We start from the raw sequence: 16,867 nt of genomic DNA, 5'->3' as shown, positions 1-16,867 counted from the left end.
CGGCGCCGTGGGGAACAGGGGCGGTGATGGCGTTGCGCTACGCCGCTGGTGGTCCCCGGCAACCCGCTCCCACCGGCCGGAATGCTTTTCGCGTCAATGATGTTTCAAATCCACGCCCAGGCGCGGGCGGGCACGGCGACGCCGCCCAGTCGAACGCCTCCGGTGGCGGCGGCAGCGCGGCGGCCAGCGGACATTGCGGACAGGCGTCGCCCTCGTCCGGCCAACTAGACGTCGGCGCGGCCGGCGCTTTTTCCCGTGCCGCGTTCGCGCGGGCATCCACCCACTTCAATCCGACGGGCGTGCACAGTTCGACCCATCCGGCCAGCACGTCGCCGCCGCGGCTGGCGAGCACGCGACTGATCGACGGCGCGAACACGAGCAGCAGCGCGGCCAGCAACGCCAGCCGCGTCGCCGTCCGCGCGAACGGAATTCCGGGACGCATCCGCGTGCTCCCTCAGCGCACCGACGCGCCTTTCAACCGCGGTTTGCCGTCATCCACATCGGTCCACACCAGCCAGGCGGCGCCATCGGCCCAGCGCAGGCGCGGCATCCCGCTGGCGCGTCCGCGCGCGGCCAGGGTGGCGACCTCCACGCGGGTGGCGGATTGCCAGCGCGGATCGTAGCTGCCCAGCACGATGCGCTGGCCGCCGGTACCGGTTTCCTCCAGCCAGCTGGCCAGCAGGCGGCCATCACCCAGCGCCAGGCCCAGCCGGCCCAGCACCTGTCCGCCGCGCGCGAGCGTGACCGGTGCGTCGAAATGATCGCCCGCGTCGCCGGAGTGGGCCGCACGCAGTTCCGGCGTACCGTCGGCCTCGGTGTACCACGCCACCCAGACATCGTTGCCGCGCGCGGCCACCACCGGACCATTCACCGGGCATGCGGGCATGTGCCAGCCATCGGTATGCACATCGCGCGGCGCGGTCCACGCCTGCCCGTCGAAGCGGACGATGCGGGTGTCGCGAATCTCGCCCGCGGTGCGTCCGCGATACACCACCACAACGCCGCGTTCGGTGATCGCCGACGCGGTGGTGCAGCAATCGCAGGTGGACGCATCGAGCGGCCATTCGGCCAGTTGCCGCGCCTGCGCGCCGTACAGCGCCGCGCGCAGCATCATCGCGCCGCCACCGCCGTGATGGCCACCATCGTGCGCGGCATCGGCGGAACGATCGACGCCGGCGGCCGCCTTCTGGCGGCTGTCCAGCCAGGCGATGCCGAGCTGGTCCTGCGCCTGTGCCCAGAAGGTCACGAAGCCATGATCGCCACGGGTACCCGCCGGATGCACCAGCTGCGGCGCGCTCCAGCTGCGTCCACCATCGCCGGAACGCACCAGATCGATGCCGTAGTCCATCCGCGAAGGCCCGGTGCTGCGCAGCCAGTGCGCCCACAGCGAGCCATCGGGCAGCGCCTGCACATGCGGCGTGTCGGCCCAGTTGAGGAACCAGTCGTTGCCTTCGGCGATCGTGATCGGCGCCTGCCAGTTCTCCTGGTCGGCCCACGCCAGGCGCAGGCGATGCGCATCGCCGGTCGCCGGTTCCACCCAGCTCAGCAGGCGTCGGCCATCCGGCGCGATTACCAGATCCGGCTGCGCGGCGCCGACGGGCGCGGGCAGGCTCCACTCGCGCACCCGGGCGGGCGCGGGTTGCGCCGGCGCGGATGCCGCGCGCTCGGTTTCCGGCTCCATGCGTTCGCGCTCACCGCAGGCGGCCAGCAGGCCGAGCAGGCCCAGCGCGCCCACGCGCAGCAAGGTGGAAACGGCAACGGCGGGAGCACGACGGCTCCCGCGGACGGCAAACGGCGACGCGCTCCGGCGCGTCGGCGGGTGAACGGACATCGGCATTCTCCAAAGCACGGGCGCGGCCACACGACCGCGGTAACAGCTCGGTACTCGTGGTTCAGAAAATCGACGGCGGCCCCTGCCCACCGAGCCCGCGCAGGCGGATCGGCACGTGCGGCACGGGATGACGTCCGGGCATCGCCAGTCGCGGCGACGGCGGCAACGGCACCTGCGCAATCAGCGACAGCGGCATCGGCGGCAACGACGACGCCAGCGGGCAATAGGCGCAATCCGCGCCGGCCGGCATGGCCGGATGCTTGGGCGTGGCGTCTCCGGCCGGCGCGGCCGTGTCCACCCACTTCAGACCGCTGGCGGTGCACAGTTCGACCCAGCCGGCCATCGCGCCGGAAGCACTCGCGGCCAGCACCCGGCTCAGCGCGGGCGCGAACGCCAGCAGCAGCATGGCGCAGAGCGCCAGCCGGGCCATCGGGCGGGAAAAGGCGGGGTTCCGGATCACGACCGGGATTCTAGTCATCGGCGACGCCCCGTGCGCGCCAGGCCAGCCGCGCAAGTGCCTGATCCGGCGGGCGTGCGACGAAATGTCGCACGTCGGTCAGGATGCCGCGGCCTCCGCCAACGCCCGCGCGCCGGCCTGGCGGGCACGATGGCGCCAGCACCACAACGCCATCAGCACGCTGGTGATCGCCAGCATGAAACCGAACTCGTCCACCGCGTACACGGTGACCAGGCCCGTCTCGACCGTCAGCAGGGTGAACACCGGCGTGATCACCGCGTTGTGGCTGCCATGCAGGATCGCGGCCGTCCAGACGCTGCCGGTGCTTTCACGCAGCCAGGCATAGACGAAACTCAGGCCGGTCACCATGACGGTGAAGCACGCCATCGCGAAGGGCTTGGGCGGATCGCCGGGAAAGTTCAGCCAGAACAGCACCGGGTAGTGCCAGGCCGCCCAGATCAGGCCGGTGGACAGGGCGCCCGCACCGAACCCGAATCGCCGCGCCAGCCGCGGCCCCAGCAAGCCGCGCCAGCCGATTTCCTCGCCCAGCGCCATCGCCACGTTGAGGATGAAGCCCATGCCCAGTTGCAGGGCCAGCATCATCGCGATGACTTCGCCGTCGGAGGCATCGGGCAGGCCGATCACGCGACGCGCGTACGGCAGGTAGATCTCGGTGGAGAGCCGCCCCAGGCCGGTCGCCCAGATGATCCCGTAGGCGAACAAGCCGTAACCAATCGGAATCAGATAGCTCAACCGGGCCAGGCGTCCGCCGGGCCAGCGCCAGCCCAGGTTCGCCAGCGGTATCCGCGCCAGCAGGCAGGCGGCCACGGCGGCCAGGCCCGGACTCCACATCAGCCCGGTGACGTACAGGCGCCGCCCTTCGGCGTTGGCGAAGGACAGGTTGAGCAACAGATAGAACGGCAGGCTGAAAAGAACGGTCAGCAGCAGGAACAGCACCACGGGATGGCGACGCAGCATGACGACGACTCGAGGGGCCCCGGTGGCATCATGCCAGCTTGTCCCCCCACCCGCAGCCATGGACCTCCAACAGACCCAACGCTTCTGCGCCGGCCTTCCCGGCGCCACCGTCACCGAATGGGGCGAGCCGGCCAACCTGTTGGCCTACTTCGTCGGCGGCAAGCGCTTCGCCCACTTCAAGACCAGCGCGCCGGAGCGCTGGCGCTTCAGTTTCAAGGTCGCGCCGGAGCGCTTCCTGGAACTGACCGATCAACCGGGCATCAAACCGGCACGCTGGCTGGGCCGCTACCGCTGGATCACCGTGGTGGACGTGCGCGCGATGCCCGATGAGGAACTGCAATCGCTGATCCGCTGGTCGTACCAGGCGGCGCTGGCCACGCTGAGTCGCGCGCGGCAGCGGGAGATCGCCGGCGCCGCGACGACGCCGGCGAATCCGCCCGCGCGCGGGAAAAAGCGTCAGGCTTCGCCCAGGTAATCCATCTTGCCCAGCGGCACGCCGTTGTGGCGCAGGATGGCGTAGGCGATGCCGACATGGAACAGCAGGTTGGGCAGCACGAAGCCCAGCAGATAGTCGCGGCCGCTGAAATGCTGGTCGCCGCTGCGACGCGGCAGCACCACGTCCCTGCCCTCGCTGCCGTCGACCTGCGCCGGCGTGAAGCTGCCGAGGAACTCCAGCGCGCGATCCAGCCGCGCCTGCAACTCATCGAAACTGGTTTCATTGTCCTCGAAGCGCGGCGAGTCCATGCCGGCCAGCCGCGCCGGCGCGAACTTGGCGGTATCGGTGGCGATCTGCACCTGCCGCAGCAGCGGCAACATGTCCGGATACAGGCGCGATTGCAGCAGCACCGCCGGGTCGTAGCCCTGCGCCAGCGCATGCGCCTGGCCCTTGGCGAGGATGTGCTTGAAGTTGCGCAGGGCGCGGATCAGCACGGGAACGGAGGCCTGGTACATCGACAGCGATTCGCTCATGGCGGCGGCTCGGGACAGGGAAGCGCGCAGCTTAGACAAGTCCGATGGCGGTGATTAGTCCTTCCCGGCGGGAGAGTCCATCCCGAATCGCGTGCTGCGTCCGCATCCCCCGCGTCAAGGAACGGGCGCGCGTTGCGCGCAATCCATCGCGGAAGTCCAGTGCCGATGCGTCATTCCTTCGTTCCATCGACGGGAAACTGCATCGCCGATGCCGCCGTTTGTTCCGGCGTCCGCATCCCTATCTTTGCTTCGCACGACGGCTGCCCAGGCACTCCGCCAGGACCCGTCGCCACACGCATCGCAACTCCCTCCCCCGCGCGATGCATGCAGGAGTTTCAGACATGAAGAACAACAACAAGCTGTCCCGTGCCCTTCTTTCCGCCGTGCTGCTGGGCGGCATCGCCTTCGGCGCGCAGGCCGCCGAACCCAAGGGCTTCTATGCCGGCGTCGGCGCCGGCCAGTCCAGCGTGGACGAACAGCGCTACGACGACGAGGACACTGCGTTCTCGGTGTTCGGCGGCTACCAGTTCAACCACTGGTTCGGCCTGGAAGCCGGCTATTCGGATCTCGGCAAGCTGGAACCGCGCGGCAACCTCGGCCGTCCGCTGGAAGCCAGCAGCGTTTCGCTGACCGCGGTCGCCACCGTGCCGTTCACCGACAAGTTCTCCGGCTATGCCAAGGCCGGCGTCCAGCGCTGGGATCTGGATCGCGCGTTGCCGGAAGTCACCCGCACCCGCGACGACAGCGGCACCGATGCCACCTACGGCCTGGGCCTGCAGTACCGCTTCACCGACAAGGTGGCGTTGCGCGGCGAATACAGCCGTTTCGAGATCGAGGACGCGGACCTGGATCTGGCGCAGTTGCAGGTCCGCTACGACTTCTGATCCCCCAGCAAGTCGCGCCTGGAAAACCGCCGGCCCGTCCGGCGGTTTTCGTTCGTGTGCGGGGACGCGGTAGCATCGCCCTCCCCCTTGTTCCCTGGCGAGCCTCCCGATGTCCCACTGGTCCGATCTGATCCGCGACGTACCCGATTTCCCCAAGCCGGGCATCGTGTTCAAGGACATCACCCCGGTTCTGGCCGACGCCGACGGCTTCGCCGAGGCGATGGCCGAACTGGCCGAACCCTGGCGCGGCACCGCGCTGGACGCGGTGATCGGCGTGGAATCGCGCGGCTTCATCCTGGGCGCGGCGCTGGCGCGCGAACTCGACATCGGCTTCGTGCCCGTGCGCAAACCCGGCAAGCTGCCCGCGCGCACCCTGACCCTGGACTACGCGCTGGAATACGGCAGCGACCGGCTGGAAATCCACGCCGACGCCCTGCCCGCCGGCGCGCGCGTGCTGGTGATCGACGACGTCCTCGCCACCGGCGGCACCCTGCGCGCGGCGGTGGCGCTGGCGCGCCAGCAGGGCGCCGAAGTGGTCGGCGCCGCGGTACTGGTGGAACTGGCATTCCTCGGCGCACGCGAACGCTGGAACGACCCGGCGCCGCTATGGTCCGTCCTGGCGTTCTGAGCGCAAACACCATTCCCCCTGCAGGAGCGACGTAAGTCGCGACAGCCCGCGATGACGATTGGAAAAAAGCTCGCGACTCACGTCGCTCCCACAGGCTGGCTCCTGATCATCCTGCCATGCCTGAGCCTGCTCGCCGGATGCCTGTCGGACACCCTCGATGCGGCCTATGGCAACCTGGCCGAGGCTCGCGCCGATGGCGCCATCGACCGCGGCTGGATTCCCGCCTGGGTGCCGGAGAGCGCGACCGCGCTGCATGAAGTGCACAACCTGGACACCAACGTCAGTGCGCTGGCGTTCGACCTGCCCGGCGATACGCGCATACCCTTGCCCGACGGCTGCCTCCCGGCCACTTATGCGCAGACGCTGCCAGTTCGGTTCGCACGTTCCTGGTGGCCTTCGCAGGGGACGCTTGCCTCGCAGTACAACTTCTTCACCTGTCCCGCCTCGTCTGCCAAGTTTGAATTCGTCGGGATGCGCCACGACGGCCGCCGCATGGTGCACTGGCGTACCTACGCGCCGGACTAGCCCCCTCCCTCTTCCCTCCTTGCAGGAGCGACGTGAGTCCCGCTAGCTCTTGTTGGCGTCACCTGAGGAGCGTCGCGACTCACGTCGCTCCCACAAGGGAGATCATGCTTGACTGTGGGAGCGACGTGAGTCGCGAGCTTTTCCGGCCGCCCAGGGTTGCATCGCTTTCATGGGGCATGCGGAACGGATTTCGCCCTGCCGACAGGCACTAGCCCATCCGGCATATGGCCCGGCATGGAGCCCGTGCTAACGTCGCCCACGGCCACAACGGGCGTGGACAGGCGAGGAGAGACGCGTGGCCTGCCCGTTGTCGGCTCCTTGGTTTCTCCCGGCCCGCATTCGCTTCCCCGGCCGCCGCTGCTCCGCACCACGCTCCAGCTGTCCGTTTCCACGACGCGTTCCGGCAAGGGGAATCCATGGCATCGATGAAGCAGGCCGCGCCTCCGCTGGAGGACGCGAAGATCCCGGTGAAGATCAAGCTGTCCGCGCTGTGGGCCAGCCTGATGCTGTGTTTCGTGTACGGCGACTATTTCGGCCTGTACGTGCCGGGCAAGCTGGACAACATGATTGACGGCCGGATGGGTCCGCTCGGGGCGGTGACCCAGAACGTGCTGGTCGGCACCTCGATCATGATGGCGATACCGGCATTGATGGTGTTCCTGTCGCTGGTGATGAAGCCGGCCATCAGCCGTTGGATGAACGCGCTGCTGGGCCTTGCCTATGCCGTCATCATGGTGATGACCATGCCGGGCGCCTGGCGTTTCTACCAGTTGCTCGGCGTGGTCGAGATCCTGCTGTGCCTGGCCATCGTCGGCTTCGCGCTGAAATGGCCGCGCCGACCGCTCTGACACTCCCGGACATCATGCCCATGAACATGGATTCCGCCGTCACCCTGCACCATCCGCGCACTACCGCCCGCATCGCCGGGTTGCTTTACCTGATCGTGGTGTTGGCCGGCATCTTCAGCATTGCCTACATGCCCTCGCAGACGCAGGTGGCGGGCGACGCCGCCGCGACCGTCGCGAAGATCACCGCGAACGAAGGCCTGTTCCGGCTCGGCATCGCCGCCGGGCTGGTCTGCTATCTCGCGTTCCTGTTGCTGCCGCTGGCGCTGTACCGCCTGCTGGCACCGCATGGCAGGACCGCGGCCACGCTGATGGTGGCGTTGGCGGTGGCCAGCGTGCCGCTGTCGTTCTTCAACCTGCTGCACAAGCTCGACGTGTTGAGCCTGCTCGGTGGCGCCGACGACCTGCGCGCGTTTTCTCCCGACGTACTCAACGCGCAGGTGATGCTGGCGCTCAAGGGCTACGCCAACGGCATCCTGGTGTCCAAGCTGTTCTGGGGACTGTGGCTGCTGCCGTTCGGCTGGCTGGTGTTCACTTCGCGCCTGTTGCCGCGCGTGCTGGGCATCCTGCTGATGCTGGGTTGCCTGGGTTACGTGATCGATGTATTCGCCCGCCTGCTGGTGCCCGGCTTCGCGGAGACCGCCGTGGCGGGATATATCACCCTGCCCGCGACGCTGGGCGAGATCGGCACCTGCCTGTGGTTGCTGGTGATGGGCGTGCGCGTGCCCATGCGCCGGTAACCGCCATCGCGACGACCGGCTGCGCCGATGGGCGGCAGGTGCGTGACACCGGCGCTTCCGGCATCATCCGCCGACGTCCCGGCCACCGGCCGGACACCACGGAGCATCGCATGCGGACGCGGAACCGGCAGGCACGGAGACAGGCGCCATGGAAAGCGGCACTGCTGGTATTCGCATGGTTCGTCACCCCCCTCGGCCTGCACGCGCAGACCCTGGCCTGGCCGGACAAGCCACAGGACTCCGGCACGGCGCTCGAACGACAGGTGCCCGCGCTCGCCCGCAAAGTGCTGGCCGGCTACGAGGATCCGGATCGCGAACGCGAGCTGATCAACCGGGTGCGCCTACAGAGGGTGGCCGGTCAGCCCAAGGCCGCACTGGCCAGTATCGCCGCGTTGCGCGAGGTGCGCCGGAAGACGTCACCGGAACAGGCCGACGTGCTGTTCGTCCAGTACGAAATCGACGCTGACGCGCAACTGCGTGGCGAGGCCAATCCCGCCGCGGCGTTCCGGCGCGTGTTCGCGCGTCTGGACGATCGCCAGGCCGCCCGCACCCTGCCGGTGATGGGCGCGGATCTGCCGCGCGCGCGTCGCGATCTCGACGCGGCGCTGGAAAAGCAGCGCGGCAAGACGCGCATCGAGCAAACCGACGCGCTGGAACTGATCCGGCTGTACCAGTTCCACACGGTCTACGCGGCGCTGCTGCCGGTGCTTCCGGACCTGTTGGCCGAGGACGAGGCCAGGCGCTATGTCATCGAACGCGACGTGGTCGTCCCCGGTGCGGACGGGACGAGCCTGCGCGGCCTGGTGGTGCGGCCACGAAGTATGGCCGCGCCGCAGCCGGTGCTGCTGGGCTTCACCATCTACGTCAACGACAGCTGGTCGCTGGCCGATGCGAAGGCGGCGGCCGCACACGGCTATGTGGGCATGTTCGTCTACAGCCGCGGCAAGGCCGGCGCGCCGGGTGAGCCCGTACCCTATGAACACGACGGCGAAGACGCCGCCGCCGCGATCGACTGGATCAGCCGGCAACCGTGGTGCGACGGCCGCGTGGGCATGTACGGCAACAGCTACAACAGCTTCACCCAATGGTCCGCGGCCAAGCACCGCCCGCCCGCGCTGAAGGCGATGCTGACTTCGGCCTCGACCGCGCCGGGCATCGATATCCCGATGCAGGGCAACATCTTCCTCAATTTCCTGTATCCGTGGCCGCTGTGGACCGCCGCCAACGCGACCCTGGACGCCGACAGCTACGGCGACGAGGAACGCTGGCGGCGACTGGATGCGAACTGGTACCGCAGCGGTCGCGCCTACCGCGACCTGCCCGCCATCGACGGCCACCCGAATCCCTATTTCTCGCGCTGGCTGGAACACCCCACCTACGACGCCTACTGGCAGGCGATGACCCCGCAGGGCGACGAATTCGCCGCCATCGACATCCCCGTGCTCGCGGTCACCGGCTATTTCGACGGCGCGCGCGTGGGCGTGCAGCACTACTTCGACGAACACACGCGGCACAACCCCAACGCGAATCACACCCTGCTGATCGGACCGTACAACCACTTCTCCATGCAGGCCGGCGCGGCGCGCGTCCAGGAAGGCTACGAGGTGGATCCGGTTGCGCTGATCGATCTGCCAGCGTTGCGCTTCCAGTGGTTTGACCACGTGTTGCGCGGCGCGCCGCGTCCGGACGTCCTGAAGGACCGGATCAACTACCAGGTGATGGGCGCCAACACGTGGAAGCACGCCGCAACCCTCGATGCCATGGCCAACCAGCGCCAGCGCCTGTACCTGCAACCGGCCATGTCCGGCGGCACAGAGGGCGCGCTGTCGGAACAGGCGCCAGGCAAGCGCGCCGAGAGTCTGCTGACCGTGGATCTTTCCGACCGCAGCGACGCCAACTGGAATCCGCCGGCGCTGTCGATGCTGGATGCGCTGGATCCGCACGCTGCGCTGGTGTTCCGCAGCGCACCGCTGTCCGCCCCGGCCGAATTGTCCGGCCTGTTCTCGGGCCAGCTCGACTTCATCACCAACAAGCGCGACTTCGACCTCAACCTGGCCCTGTACGAACAGCTACCCGACGGACGCCACCTGCTGCTGTCCTGGCATCTCGGTCGCGCCAGCCACGCGCGTGACCGCGGCCGTCGCGAACTGCTGACGCCCGGCAAGCCGCAATCGATCACTTTCCGCAGCGAACGCCTGGTCAGCCGGCAGTTGCAGCCCGGCAGCCGGCTGGTGGTGGTGCTGGGTGTCAACAAGCAGCGCGACATGCAGGTCAACTACGGCAGCGGCAAGGAGGTCGGCGAAGAAACCATCGCCGACGCCGGCGCACCGCTGGAAATCCGCTGGCGGGACAGTAGCCATATCGAGGTGCCGTTGCTGCGTTGAGCGTCTTCGCCACGCCACGCTTGCGACTGGCGCCTCCGTGTCGTAGACATGCGTTCGTCCGTCGCAAAAGCAATCCTTCATGAACTCGCCTTACCAACCACCGCAATCACCCATCGGCGCGCCGTCCCGCAAGCGCAGGTTCGCCCACGTGGTGACGGCCTTCGCTGCGGGGCTGGTGGTGGTTCCCCTATTGGCGCATCTGCTGGACCGCCTGGGCCTGCGGTTCGGCCGCATCGGTTCCGCCAACACCGCGTTCTGGAGCGCGGTCGCATGGGGAAGCCTGCTGGCCGCCGCCTCGGTCTACCGGCATCAGCGCCTTCCGCTGGCATGGGCAGGCGCCATCGGCGTGGCGATCGTGTTGCTCCTGCTGGCCGCCCCTTCGATTTGGGCGTGGGTGCTGCCCTAGCCTCCGGACGTCAGTTGCGCAGCGCGCGCCCGCACATCGCCACACCGACCATCATCGCCGCCAGCAGCAGGAACGCGATGGGCAGGCTGCTGTGGTGGGCGACGAAGCCGATGCCGGCCGGACCGGTCAACACGCCGGCATAGGCGATCGTGGTCATCGCCGGCACCGCCAGCGCCTGCGGCATGACCTTCTGCCGGCCGGCGGCGGTGAACAGCACCGGCACGATGTTGGAGCAGCCCAGGCCCACCAGCGTGTAGCCGACCAGCGACCACTGCCATTGAGGCAGGCAGGCCGACAGGGTGATGCCGGCGGCGGCCAGCAGGCCGCCCTGCCACACCACCCGCGAGGGTCCCAGCCGCGCGACGATCGCATCGCCGGCAAACCGTCCGGCGGTCATCGCCAGCGCGAAGCAGGCGTAGCCGAACCCGGCCTGCGCCGACGCCATGCCCCGCTGTTCGGTCAGGAACACTGCGCTCCAGTCGAGCATCGCGCCTTCGGTCAGGAACACCACGAAGCCCAACACGCCCAGCAGGATCACGAAGCCGTGCGGCACCGCGAACAGCGGTCCCTCGTGCGGACTGCCATAGGGCAGCAGGCCACGCCAGTTGAAAGCCAGCAGCAGCAGGATGAAGGCCGACCAGAACAGGGTCATCGCCAGCGGCGCCACGCCCAGCGACATCATCACCGCCGCCCCGGCCGCGCCAACGATACCGCCCAGGCTGAAGAAGCCGTGGAAGCCGGACATCATCGGACGGCCCGCCGCTTCCTCCACGATCACTGCCTGCACGTTGAACGCGCAGTCCGCCGCGCCAATCGCCGCGCCGAACACGAACAGCACCGCGCCCAGCGCGTACACCGACGGCACCCAGGCCAGCAGCGGCAACATCAGGCTGGACACGACCGTGCACAGCACCAGCACCACCCGGCAGCCCTGTCGCGTGGTCCAGGCGCCGGCCAGCGGCATCGCGATCAGCGAGCCCAGGCCCAGGCACAGCAGCAGCGCGCCGAGCGAGGCTTCATCCAGCGCGGTGCGCGCCTTGGCGAACGGCACCAGCGCCGCCCAGACCGCCACGGCGCAGCCGGCGGCGAAGAACAGCAGGCGGGTGGCGCGGTACTCGACACGGGAGATGGGGGAATCGGAGGCGGCAACGGACATCGGACGATTCTCGCGGGGGACGGGAACGGAGCAGCGGCGTTCAGCGCCGATCGGCGCGGAGCACGGCGATTTCCTGCTGCTCGAAGGATCTGCGCAGGCTTTCCAGCGCATCGTGCTCGACGATGAGGTGGTCGATCTGGTGCAGCGAGGCGAACTGGAAGCGCGCGTCGGCGCCGAACTTCTCGTTCATCACCACCACCGCGGTCTCGCCGCTGCACTCGATCATCGCACGCTTGAACAGCGATTCCTCGGCATCGTTGCCCCACAGGCCACTGTCGATGTCGACCGCGCAGGTACCGGGGAAGCACAGATCCGCACGCACGCGCCGCAGCTCCTGCACGGCCTGCGCGCCGATGGCCGCGCCGATCCGGTGTTCGATGCGCCCGCCGATGATCAGCACTTCCACGTCCGTGCGTTCCATCAACCGGAAGGCGATGTCGGGCGCGTTGGTGACCACGGTCAGCTCGAAGTTGCGCGGCAGCGCGTCGGCGATCGCGCTGTTGGTGGATCCGGCGTCGAGGATGATCGTCTGGCCCTTGCGCAGCAGGCCCAGCGCCTTGCGCGCGAGCAGCTGCTTGCGCTCCGAATCCTGGCCCTGGCGCTGCAGCAGCGGCTTCACTTCCGGCGCATGCAGCAGCGCGCCGCCATAGATGCGCCGGCACAGGCCGCGTGCGGCCAGTTCGCGCAGATCGCGGCGGATGGAGTCCTCGGACACCGCGAATTCCTGCGCCAGTTCCACCGCCAGAACCCGGCCCTGCGCGTGCAGGCGCTGCAGGATGCGCTGCTGGCGTTCCTCGGGCAGCAGATCGATGCCGGTCGACTGGCTCATGGCATCGTCTCCGCCAAGTTGATGGCCACGCCCAGCCGCGCGAGTTCGTGGCGCAGCAGGGAGGCGTCGCGGAAGTGGATCGCATGCATGCCCAGGCGCGCGGCGGCCTCCGCGTTGTAGGCCATGTCGTCGATGAACACCGTGCGCTCGGCGAGCAGGCCGTGGCGCTCCATCAGCAACCGGAAAATCGCCGGATCCGGCTTGGCCAGGCGCTCCTGGCCGGACACCACGATGCCGTCGAACCAGCCGAGGAAGTCATAGCGTTCGAGCGCATGCGGGAAGGTCTCGCGCGACCAGTTGGTCAGCGCATAGAGCCGGCAGTCGCCACCGCGCAGTTCGTCCAGCACCCGCACGGTCGGCGCCAGCGCCTCGCCCAGGGTTTCAATCCAGCGGTCACGGTAGGCGCGGATGCGCCCGGCCTGGTCCGGATGCCGCGCGATCGCCTCGTCCACCGCCTCGTCCCAGCTGCGGCCGGCATCCTGCGCGGCGTTCCAGGCCGGACTGCACACCTCGGCGAGAAACCATTCCATGCCGGCGACGTCTTCGCCGAACAATTGCCGGTAGAGATAGCGGGGATTCCAGTCGACCAGCACGCCGCCCAGATCGAAAACGATGGCGTCGATGGCCGGTGCCTGGGCGGGCACGGGAGCGGGTTCCGGGCGGTTCATGGGGGAATGACCTGGTGCGGATTCGCCATGATTGTGCATAAACATGCACAATCATGCAATATCAGGCAAGCTTCCGCCGGTTCCGATCGTTGCTGCGCCACGTCACGAGGGGTTCGTGGGCGACGGTTACACTCCGGCGCTCCCCCGCACGAACCCGGAAGCCATGCGCCGACTCGCCGCCCTGCTGCTCGTCCTGTCCACCGCCCTGACGGGGTTTGCCGCCTCGGCGGCCGACGCCGCCATCGCTCCCTTGAAGGTGATGGCCTTCAACGTCCGCCTGCCCACCGACGCCGATGGCGACAACCGCTGGCAGGCGCGCAAGGACATCCTCGTGGACACCATCCGCGACCAGCGTCCCGTGGTGTTCGGGACCCAGGAACTGTTCGCCGAGCAGGGCGATTACATCGTGCGGCAGTTGCCGGAATACGCCTGGTTCGGTGTCGGCCGCCGCGGCGACGCCGAAGGCGCCGGCGACGAGCACATGGGCGTGTTCTACCTGCGCGACGAACTGAAGGTGATCGAGTCCGGCGATTTCTGGCTGTCGGACACGCCGGAGGTGGCCGGCAGCATCACTTGGGGCAACCTGTATCCGCGCATGGTCACCTGGGCGCTGTTCGAACGCATCGCCGATGGCCGCCGCTTCTATTTCTTCAACACCCACCTGCCCTATCGCGACGAGGACGAACCCATCCGCGAGCGCGGCGCCGCGCTGCTGCTGAAGCGCCTCTCGGCGCTGCCGGCGGAGGTGCCGGTGGTGGTCACCGGCGATTTCAACACCGGTCCGGAAAGCCGCGTGCATGCGCTGCTCACCGCCGCTCTGGCCGATGCCTGGGAACGCAGCACGCAACGCAGCGGTCCGGAGGCGACGTTCCATGCCTTCTCCGGCAAGGCCGATCGCCGCATCGACTGGATCCTGGTGCGTGGCTTCGAGGTGGGTCCGGTCTCCACGGTGACCGACCACGAGAACGGCCGTTACCCTTCGGATCACTTCCCGGTGGTGGCCGAATTGCGCTGGACGGCCATGCCCTGATCGAGGGGCTGGCGTCACGGTCGCGTCCGGCATAGGCTGCGCGGACGCGCGGTGACCGTCCCGGAGGGGGAAGGCACGACGACCGGGGGCATCCCGTGCGGCAGGTCGAAGTTCCTTTTCCTCCCTTCGAAAGGACACGCACCATGACGCCCTCGTTCTCGCCGCTCGGCATCGTCCATACCGTCCTCAGCCTGCTGCCCGTCGTGTTCGGCGCGATCGCGCTGATCCGCGACGGCCGCATCGAACCCACCTCGCGTATCGGCAAGGCGTATCTGGCCGGCATGCTGATCTCGATCTTTACTTCGTTCGGACTGTCCAGCACCGGCGGCTTCAACGAGGCACACGCACTGGGCGTCCTCGCCCTGCTGGCGCTGGCCGTGGGCTTCACCGCGCGCCGCCATGCCTGGCTGGGTGCTGGCGCCGAGTATCTGCAGAACCTCAGCCTGTCCTTCAGTTACATGCTGCTGTTCATTCCCGCCATCAACGAGACCCTGCGCCGCGTGCCGCCATCGCAGCCGCTGGCCGACGGACCGCAGTCACCGCTGGTGCTGGGCCTGGTGTCGGTCGTGTTCGTGCTGTTCGTGATCGGCGCGGGCTACCAGGCATTGCGACTGCATGCCCGCCGCAAGGTCATGGCCGCCAGCACTGCGTGACGGTTCCTTGGCACGAACCGGTCCGCCGGTCCACCCGCGTAGAGCCGAGCTCGCTCGGCTTCGGGTTCCCGAAGGCACCGTTGCCCGGTGTTCGCGATCAGCGGAGCAAGCTCCGCTCTACCATTCATGTAGAGCCGAGCTTGCTCGGCTTCGGGATCTCAATCGCGCAGCACGGTGACGTAGGCGCCGGTGCCCAGCACGCGGAAGGTATCGCGATCGATCCGATGCAGGCGCGAGCCGTCTTCCAGCAGGTAGACCGGCGCGTTGTCGTGCAGCGTCGCCTCCCGCTCCCTCATGTCGCAGGCACGCAGCACATCGACGCGGCAGCGGTTGCCCGCATCGTCCTGGGCGAAGAAGTAATCGGTATTCATGCTTGCCTCCTCTCGACGACGGCAAGCGAGACTATTCCGCGGCGCGTTAAAAAGACCGTAGCGATTCGTGATCCTGGCGTGGCGATCCGTGGCGGCGGTCACGAAGCGACGGCGGCATGCGGCAGGCGCATCGGCTGCGGCGCCCCGTAGGTCAGGCTGCGCCACAGCCATTCGCAGGGTCCGTAGCGGAAACGCGCGAGCCACCAGTGGCTGAACAGGATCTGCGCGCCGAAAATGCTGACCCACGCCAGCAACCAACCGACCGCTCCGGTCTCCGGCCCCACGCCCAGGCCGATGCCGTAGAACACGAAGATGCCCACCACGCTCTGCGCGAGGTAGTGGGTCAAGGCCATGCGCCCGACCGGCGCGAGCACGCCAAGCAGGCGCTCGCCGCGCGGACGCAGGAACAGGAGGGTGAAGCCGGCCGCCCAGGTGATGCCCAGCGCCAGGGAGTCGAGCCTGAACAGGAATCCGTTGATCCAACGCGGCAGGAACTCCGCGCCCCAGCCCAGGTGCGCTTTTGCCAACTGGAGCAAGGTACCCGCGACCGCGATCGCCAGGCTGCCCCAGAACAACTTGTGGAACAGCGCCCGGTGGTTTCGCGGCTGTTGCAGCAATCGCCGGCGACCGGCCCAGTAACCCAGCAGGAAACGGCCCAGCACGAAGCACAGCAGCATGCCGCCGGAAAGGCGGGTCCAGTTCACCATCGCCGCGTTGGCGGTGAACACGCGCTGCCAGTTGTCGGTGCGGAAAGCCTGCAATGTCATCGCGTCGATCTCGGCGCGCGACGGCAGGCCGGGAAATCCGCCTCCCAGCCAGGGCACCAGCAAGGTGGGCAGGACCAGCGCGACGAACAGGCCGCCCCAGAGCAGCACGCCATCGGGCGCGCGCCGGAACAGCACCAGCAGCAGGCCGACCACCGCGTAGGTCATCAGGATGTCGCCCCACCAGACGAAGTAGCTGTGGACCACTCCGATGATCAGCAACCAGCACAGGCGCCTGACGAACCGCGACAGCCCTGCGCCGCGCGCCTGTGCGCGCTCGATCTGGATGGCGAAGCCCAGTCCGAACAACAGCGAGAACACCGTGATGGCCTTGGCGCTGACCAGCCATTCGATGACTCCGATCGCCATTGCGTCGAAGCCCGCGGTGGGCAGCGCGGCGCGCGCCGGTTCGGTCAGCAGGTTGTAGAGGCTGAGATAACCCAGGTTGGCGAGCAGCACGCCGGCAAGCGCGAATCCGCGCAGCGCGTCGATGAGGTGATGGCGATCTTCGGGACTGACCGGTGCATCGGCTGCGGGCATAGGCATTCGTTCTTCCATGGACGGGATGCCACGCTGAAGCCGCCACCGGACGCCTGCACGCGGATCGTTCGCGCGCCCGCCGCTGCTCCATCGGGGTGTTTCGAAATGTAACACCGCTAACGTCTAAGTGGCCTGTGCCACCGCCGATCCAGTTGTTGCGGATGCACCAACAACCGCGCTGACCGGGTCCTGTCAGCTGCACGGATGGA

20 protein-coding genes are annotated in these 16,867 nt (G+C 68.3%); 10 read left to right on the top strand and 10 right to left on the bottom strand.

The window, feature by feature from the left end; translation table 11 throughout:
- Positions 1-37: 37 nt before the first annotated feature.
- The 4 genes from IB228_RS00195 to IB228_RS00180 all read right to left on the bottom strand — a co-directional run bounded on the left by IB228_RS00195 (position 38) and on the right by IB228_RS00180 (position 3,266).
- Positions 38-442: a DUF2946 family protein gene (locus IB228_RS00195; protein WP_192197255.1), complete on the bottom strand. Its 405-nt coding sequence runs from the start codon at positions 440-442 to the stop codon at positions 38-40.
- Positions 443-454: 12 nt separating this feature from the next.
- Positions 455-1,735 (bottom strand): hypothetical protein, encoded by a 1,281-nt coding sequence (locus IB228_RS00190; protein WP_343227052.1) that lies wholly within the window; start codon positions 1,733-1,735, stop codon positions 455-457.
- A 157-nt stretch (positions 1,736-1,892) separates the two neighbouring features.
- Positions 1,893-2,291 carry a DUF2946 family protein gene (locus tag IB228_RS00185; protein WP_192197253.1) on the bottom strand — a complete coding sequence of 133 codons (399 nt, stop codon included), beginning with the start codon at positions 2,289-2,291 and terminating at the stop codon, positions 1,893-1,895.
- Positions 2,292-2,387: 96 nt separating this feature from the next.
- Entirely contained in the window at positions 2,388-3,266 is an 879-nt protein-coding gene (locus IB228_RS00180) for a CPBP family intramembrane glutamic endopeptidase (RefSeq protein WP_183644536.1), read from the bottom strand.
- Between the two features lie 58 nt (positions 3,267-3,324).
- Here IB228_RS00180 and IB228_RS00175 point away from each other — a divergent pair, with 58 nt between their 5' ends.
- On the top strand, positions 3,325-3,741 hold the full coding sequence (locus tag IB228_RS00175) for an MmcQ/YjbR family DNA-binding protein (protein WP_192197252.1): 417 nt from the start codon (positions 3,325-3,327) through the stop codon (positions 3,739-3,741).
- On the opposite strand, the gene IB228_RS00170 is transcribed toward IB228_RS00175, so the two are convergent.
- On the bottom strand, positions 3,723-4,235 hold the full coding sequence (locus IB228_RS00170; RefSeq protein WP_225562172.1) for a DUF1993 domain-containing protein: 513 nt from the start codon (positions 4,233-4,235) through the stop codon (positions 3,723-3,725). The genes IB228_RS00175 and IB228_RS00170 overlap by 19 nt on opposite strands.
- A gap of 341 nt (positions 4,236-4,576) precedes the next feature.
- Between IB228_RS00170 and IB228_RS00165 the strand changes: the two genes are divergently transcribed.
- The 7 genes from IB228_RS00165 to IB228_RS00135 all read left to right on the top strand — a co-directional run bounded on the left by IB228_RS00165 (position 4,577) and on the right by IB228_RS00135 (position 10,647).
- Entirely contained in the window at positions 4,577-5,119 is a 543-nt protein-coding gene (locus IB228_RS00165; RefSeq protein ID WP_192197251.1) for a porin family protein, read from the top strand.
- Between the two features lie 109 nt (positions 5,120-5,228).
- Positions 5,229-5,747, top strand: coding sequence for an adenine phosphoribosyltransferase (locus IB228_RS00160; RefSeq protein ID WP_192197250.1), 519 nt, complete (start codon positions 5,229-5,231; stop codon positions 5,745-5,747).
- A gap of 51 nt (positions 5,748-5,798) precedes the next feature.
- Positions 5,799-6,272 (top strand): hypothetical protein, encoded by a 474-nt coding sequence (locus IB228_RS00155; RefSeq protein WP_192197249.1) that lies wholly within the window; start codon positions 5,799-5,801, stop codon positions 6,270-6,272.
- Positions 6,273-6,688: 416 nt separating this feature from the next.
- Positions 6,689-7,120: a DUF6326 family protein gene (locus IB228_RS00150; RefSeq protein WP_225562171.1), complete on the top strand. Its 432-nt coding sequence runs from the start codon at positions 6,689-6,691 to the stop codon at positions 7,118-7,120.
- Positions 7,121-7,140: 20 nt separating this feature from the next.
- A complete protein-coding gene (locus IB228_RS00145) occupies positions 7,141-7,857 on the top strand; it encodes a DUF4386 domain-containing protein (RefSeq protein ID WP_225562170.1) in 717 nt (238 codons plus the stop codon).
- Positions 7,858-7,967: 110 nt separating this feature from the next.
- Entirely contained in the window at positions 7,968-10,241 is a 2,274-nt protein-coding gene (locus tag IB228_RS00140; RefSeq protein WP_192197248.1) for a CocE/NonD family hydrolase, read from the top strand.
- A 79-nt stretch (positions 10,242-10,320) separates the two neighbouring features.
- Positions 10,321-10,647, top strand: coding sequence for a hypothetical protein (locus IB228_RS00135; protein WP_183644553.1), 327 nt, complete (start codon positions 10,321-10,323; stop codon positions 10,645-10,647).
- Positions 10,648-10,657: 10 nt separating this feature from the next.
- On the opposite strand, the gene IB228_RS00130 is transcribed toward IB228_RS00135, so the two are convergent.
- From IB228_RS00130 to IB228_RS00120, 3 genes are read right to left on the bottom strand one after another with little or no spacing between them, the layout of a single operon-like run.
- Positions 10,658-11,803 carry an MFS transporter gene (locus IB228_RS00130; protein ID WP_183644557.1) on the bottom strand — a complete coding sequence of 382 codons (1,146 nt, stop codon included), beginning with the start codon at positions 11,801-11,803 and terminating at the stop codon, positions 10,658-10,660.
- A 40-nt stretch (positions 11,804-11,843) separates the two neighbouring features.
- Positions 11,844-12,632: a DeoR/GlpR family DNA-binding transcription regulator gene (locus IB228_RS00125; protein ID WP_183644571.1), complete on the bottom strand. Its 789-nt coding sequence runs from the start codon at positions 12,630-12,632 to the stop codon at positions 11,844-11,846.
- A complete protein-coding gene (locus IB228_RS00120; protein ID WP_183644574.1) occupies positions 12,629-13,300 on the bottom strand; it encodes an HAD family phosphatase in 672 nt (223 codons plus the stop codon). Before IB228_RS00120 ends, IB228_RS00125 begins: the two co-directional genes overlap by 4 nt.
- A 163-nt stretch (positions 13,301-13,463) precedes the next feature.
- Between IB228_RS00120 and IB228_RS00115 the strand changes: the two genes are divergently transcribed.
- Together IB228_RS00115 and IB228_RS00110 are read left to right on the top strand one after the other, a co-directional pair.
- On the top strand, positions 13,464-14,330 hold the full coding sequence (locus tag IB228_RS00115; protein WP_192197247.1) for an endonuclease/exonuclease/phosphatase family protein: 867 nt from the start codon (positions 13,464-13,466) through the stop codon (positions 14,328-14,330).
- Positions 14,331-14,473: 143 nt separating this feature from the next.
- On the top strand, positions 14,474-14,983 hold the full coding sequence (locus IB228_RS00110; RefSeq protein ID WP_183644580.1) for a hypothetical protein: 510 nt from the start codon (positions 14,474-14,476) through the stop codon (positions 14,981-14,983).
- A 158-nt stretch (positions 14,984-15,141) separates the two neighbouring features.
- Here the strand turns inward: IB228_RS00110 and IB228_RS00105 are convergent, their stop codons facing one another.
- The gene (locus tag IB228_RS00105) at positions 15,142-15,354 is read right to left on the bottom strand and encodes a hypothetical protein (RefSeq protein ID WP_141454075.1); all 213 of its coding nucleotides are present in this window, start codon (positions 15,352-15,354) and stop codon (positions 15,142-15,144) included.
- 98 nt (positions 15,355-15,452) lie between these two features.
- Positions 15,453-16,664 carry a DUF418 domain-containing protein gene (locus IB228_RS00100; protein ID WP_192197246.1) on the bottom strand — a complete coding sequence of 404 codons (1,212 nt, stop codon included), beginning with the start codon at positions 16,662-16,664 and terminating at the stop codon, positions 15,453-15,455.
- Positions 16,665-16,867 lie beyond the last annotated feature (203 nt).

The sequence above is a fragment of the Pseudoxanthomonas sp. PXM04 genome (genome assembly GCF_014851695.1).
Taxonomy (GTDB): Bacteria; Pseudomonadota; Gammaproteobacteria; order Xanthomonadales; family Xanthomonadaceae; genus Pseudoxanthomonas_A; species Pseudoxanthomonas_A beigongshangi.
The sequence above is the reverse complement of the archived record's forward strand: the minus strand, read 5'-3'. Positions and strand labels throughout refer to the sequence as shown.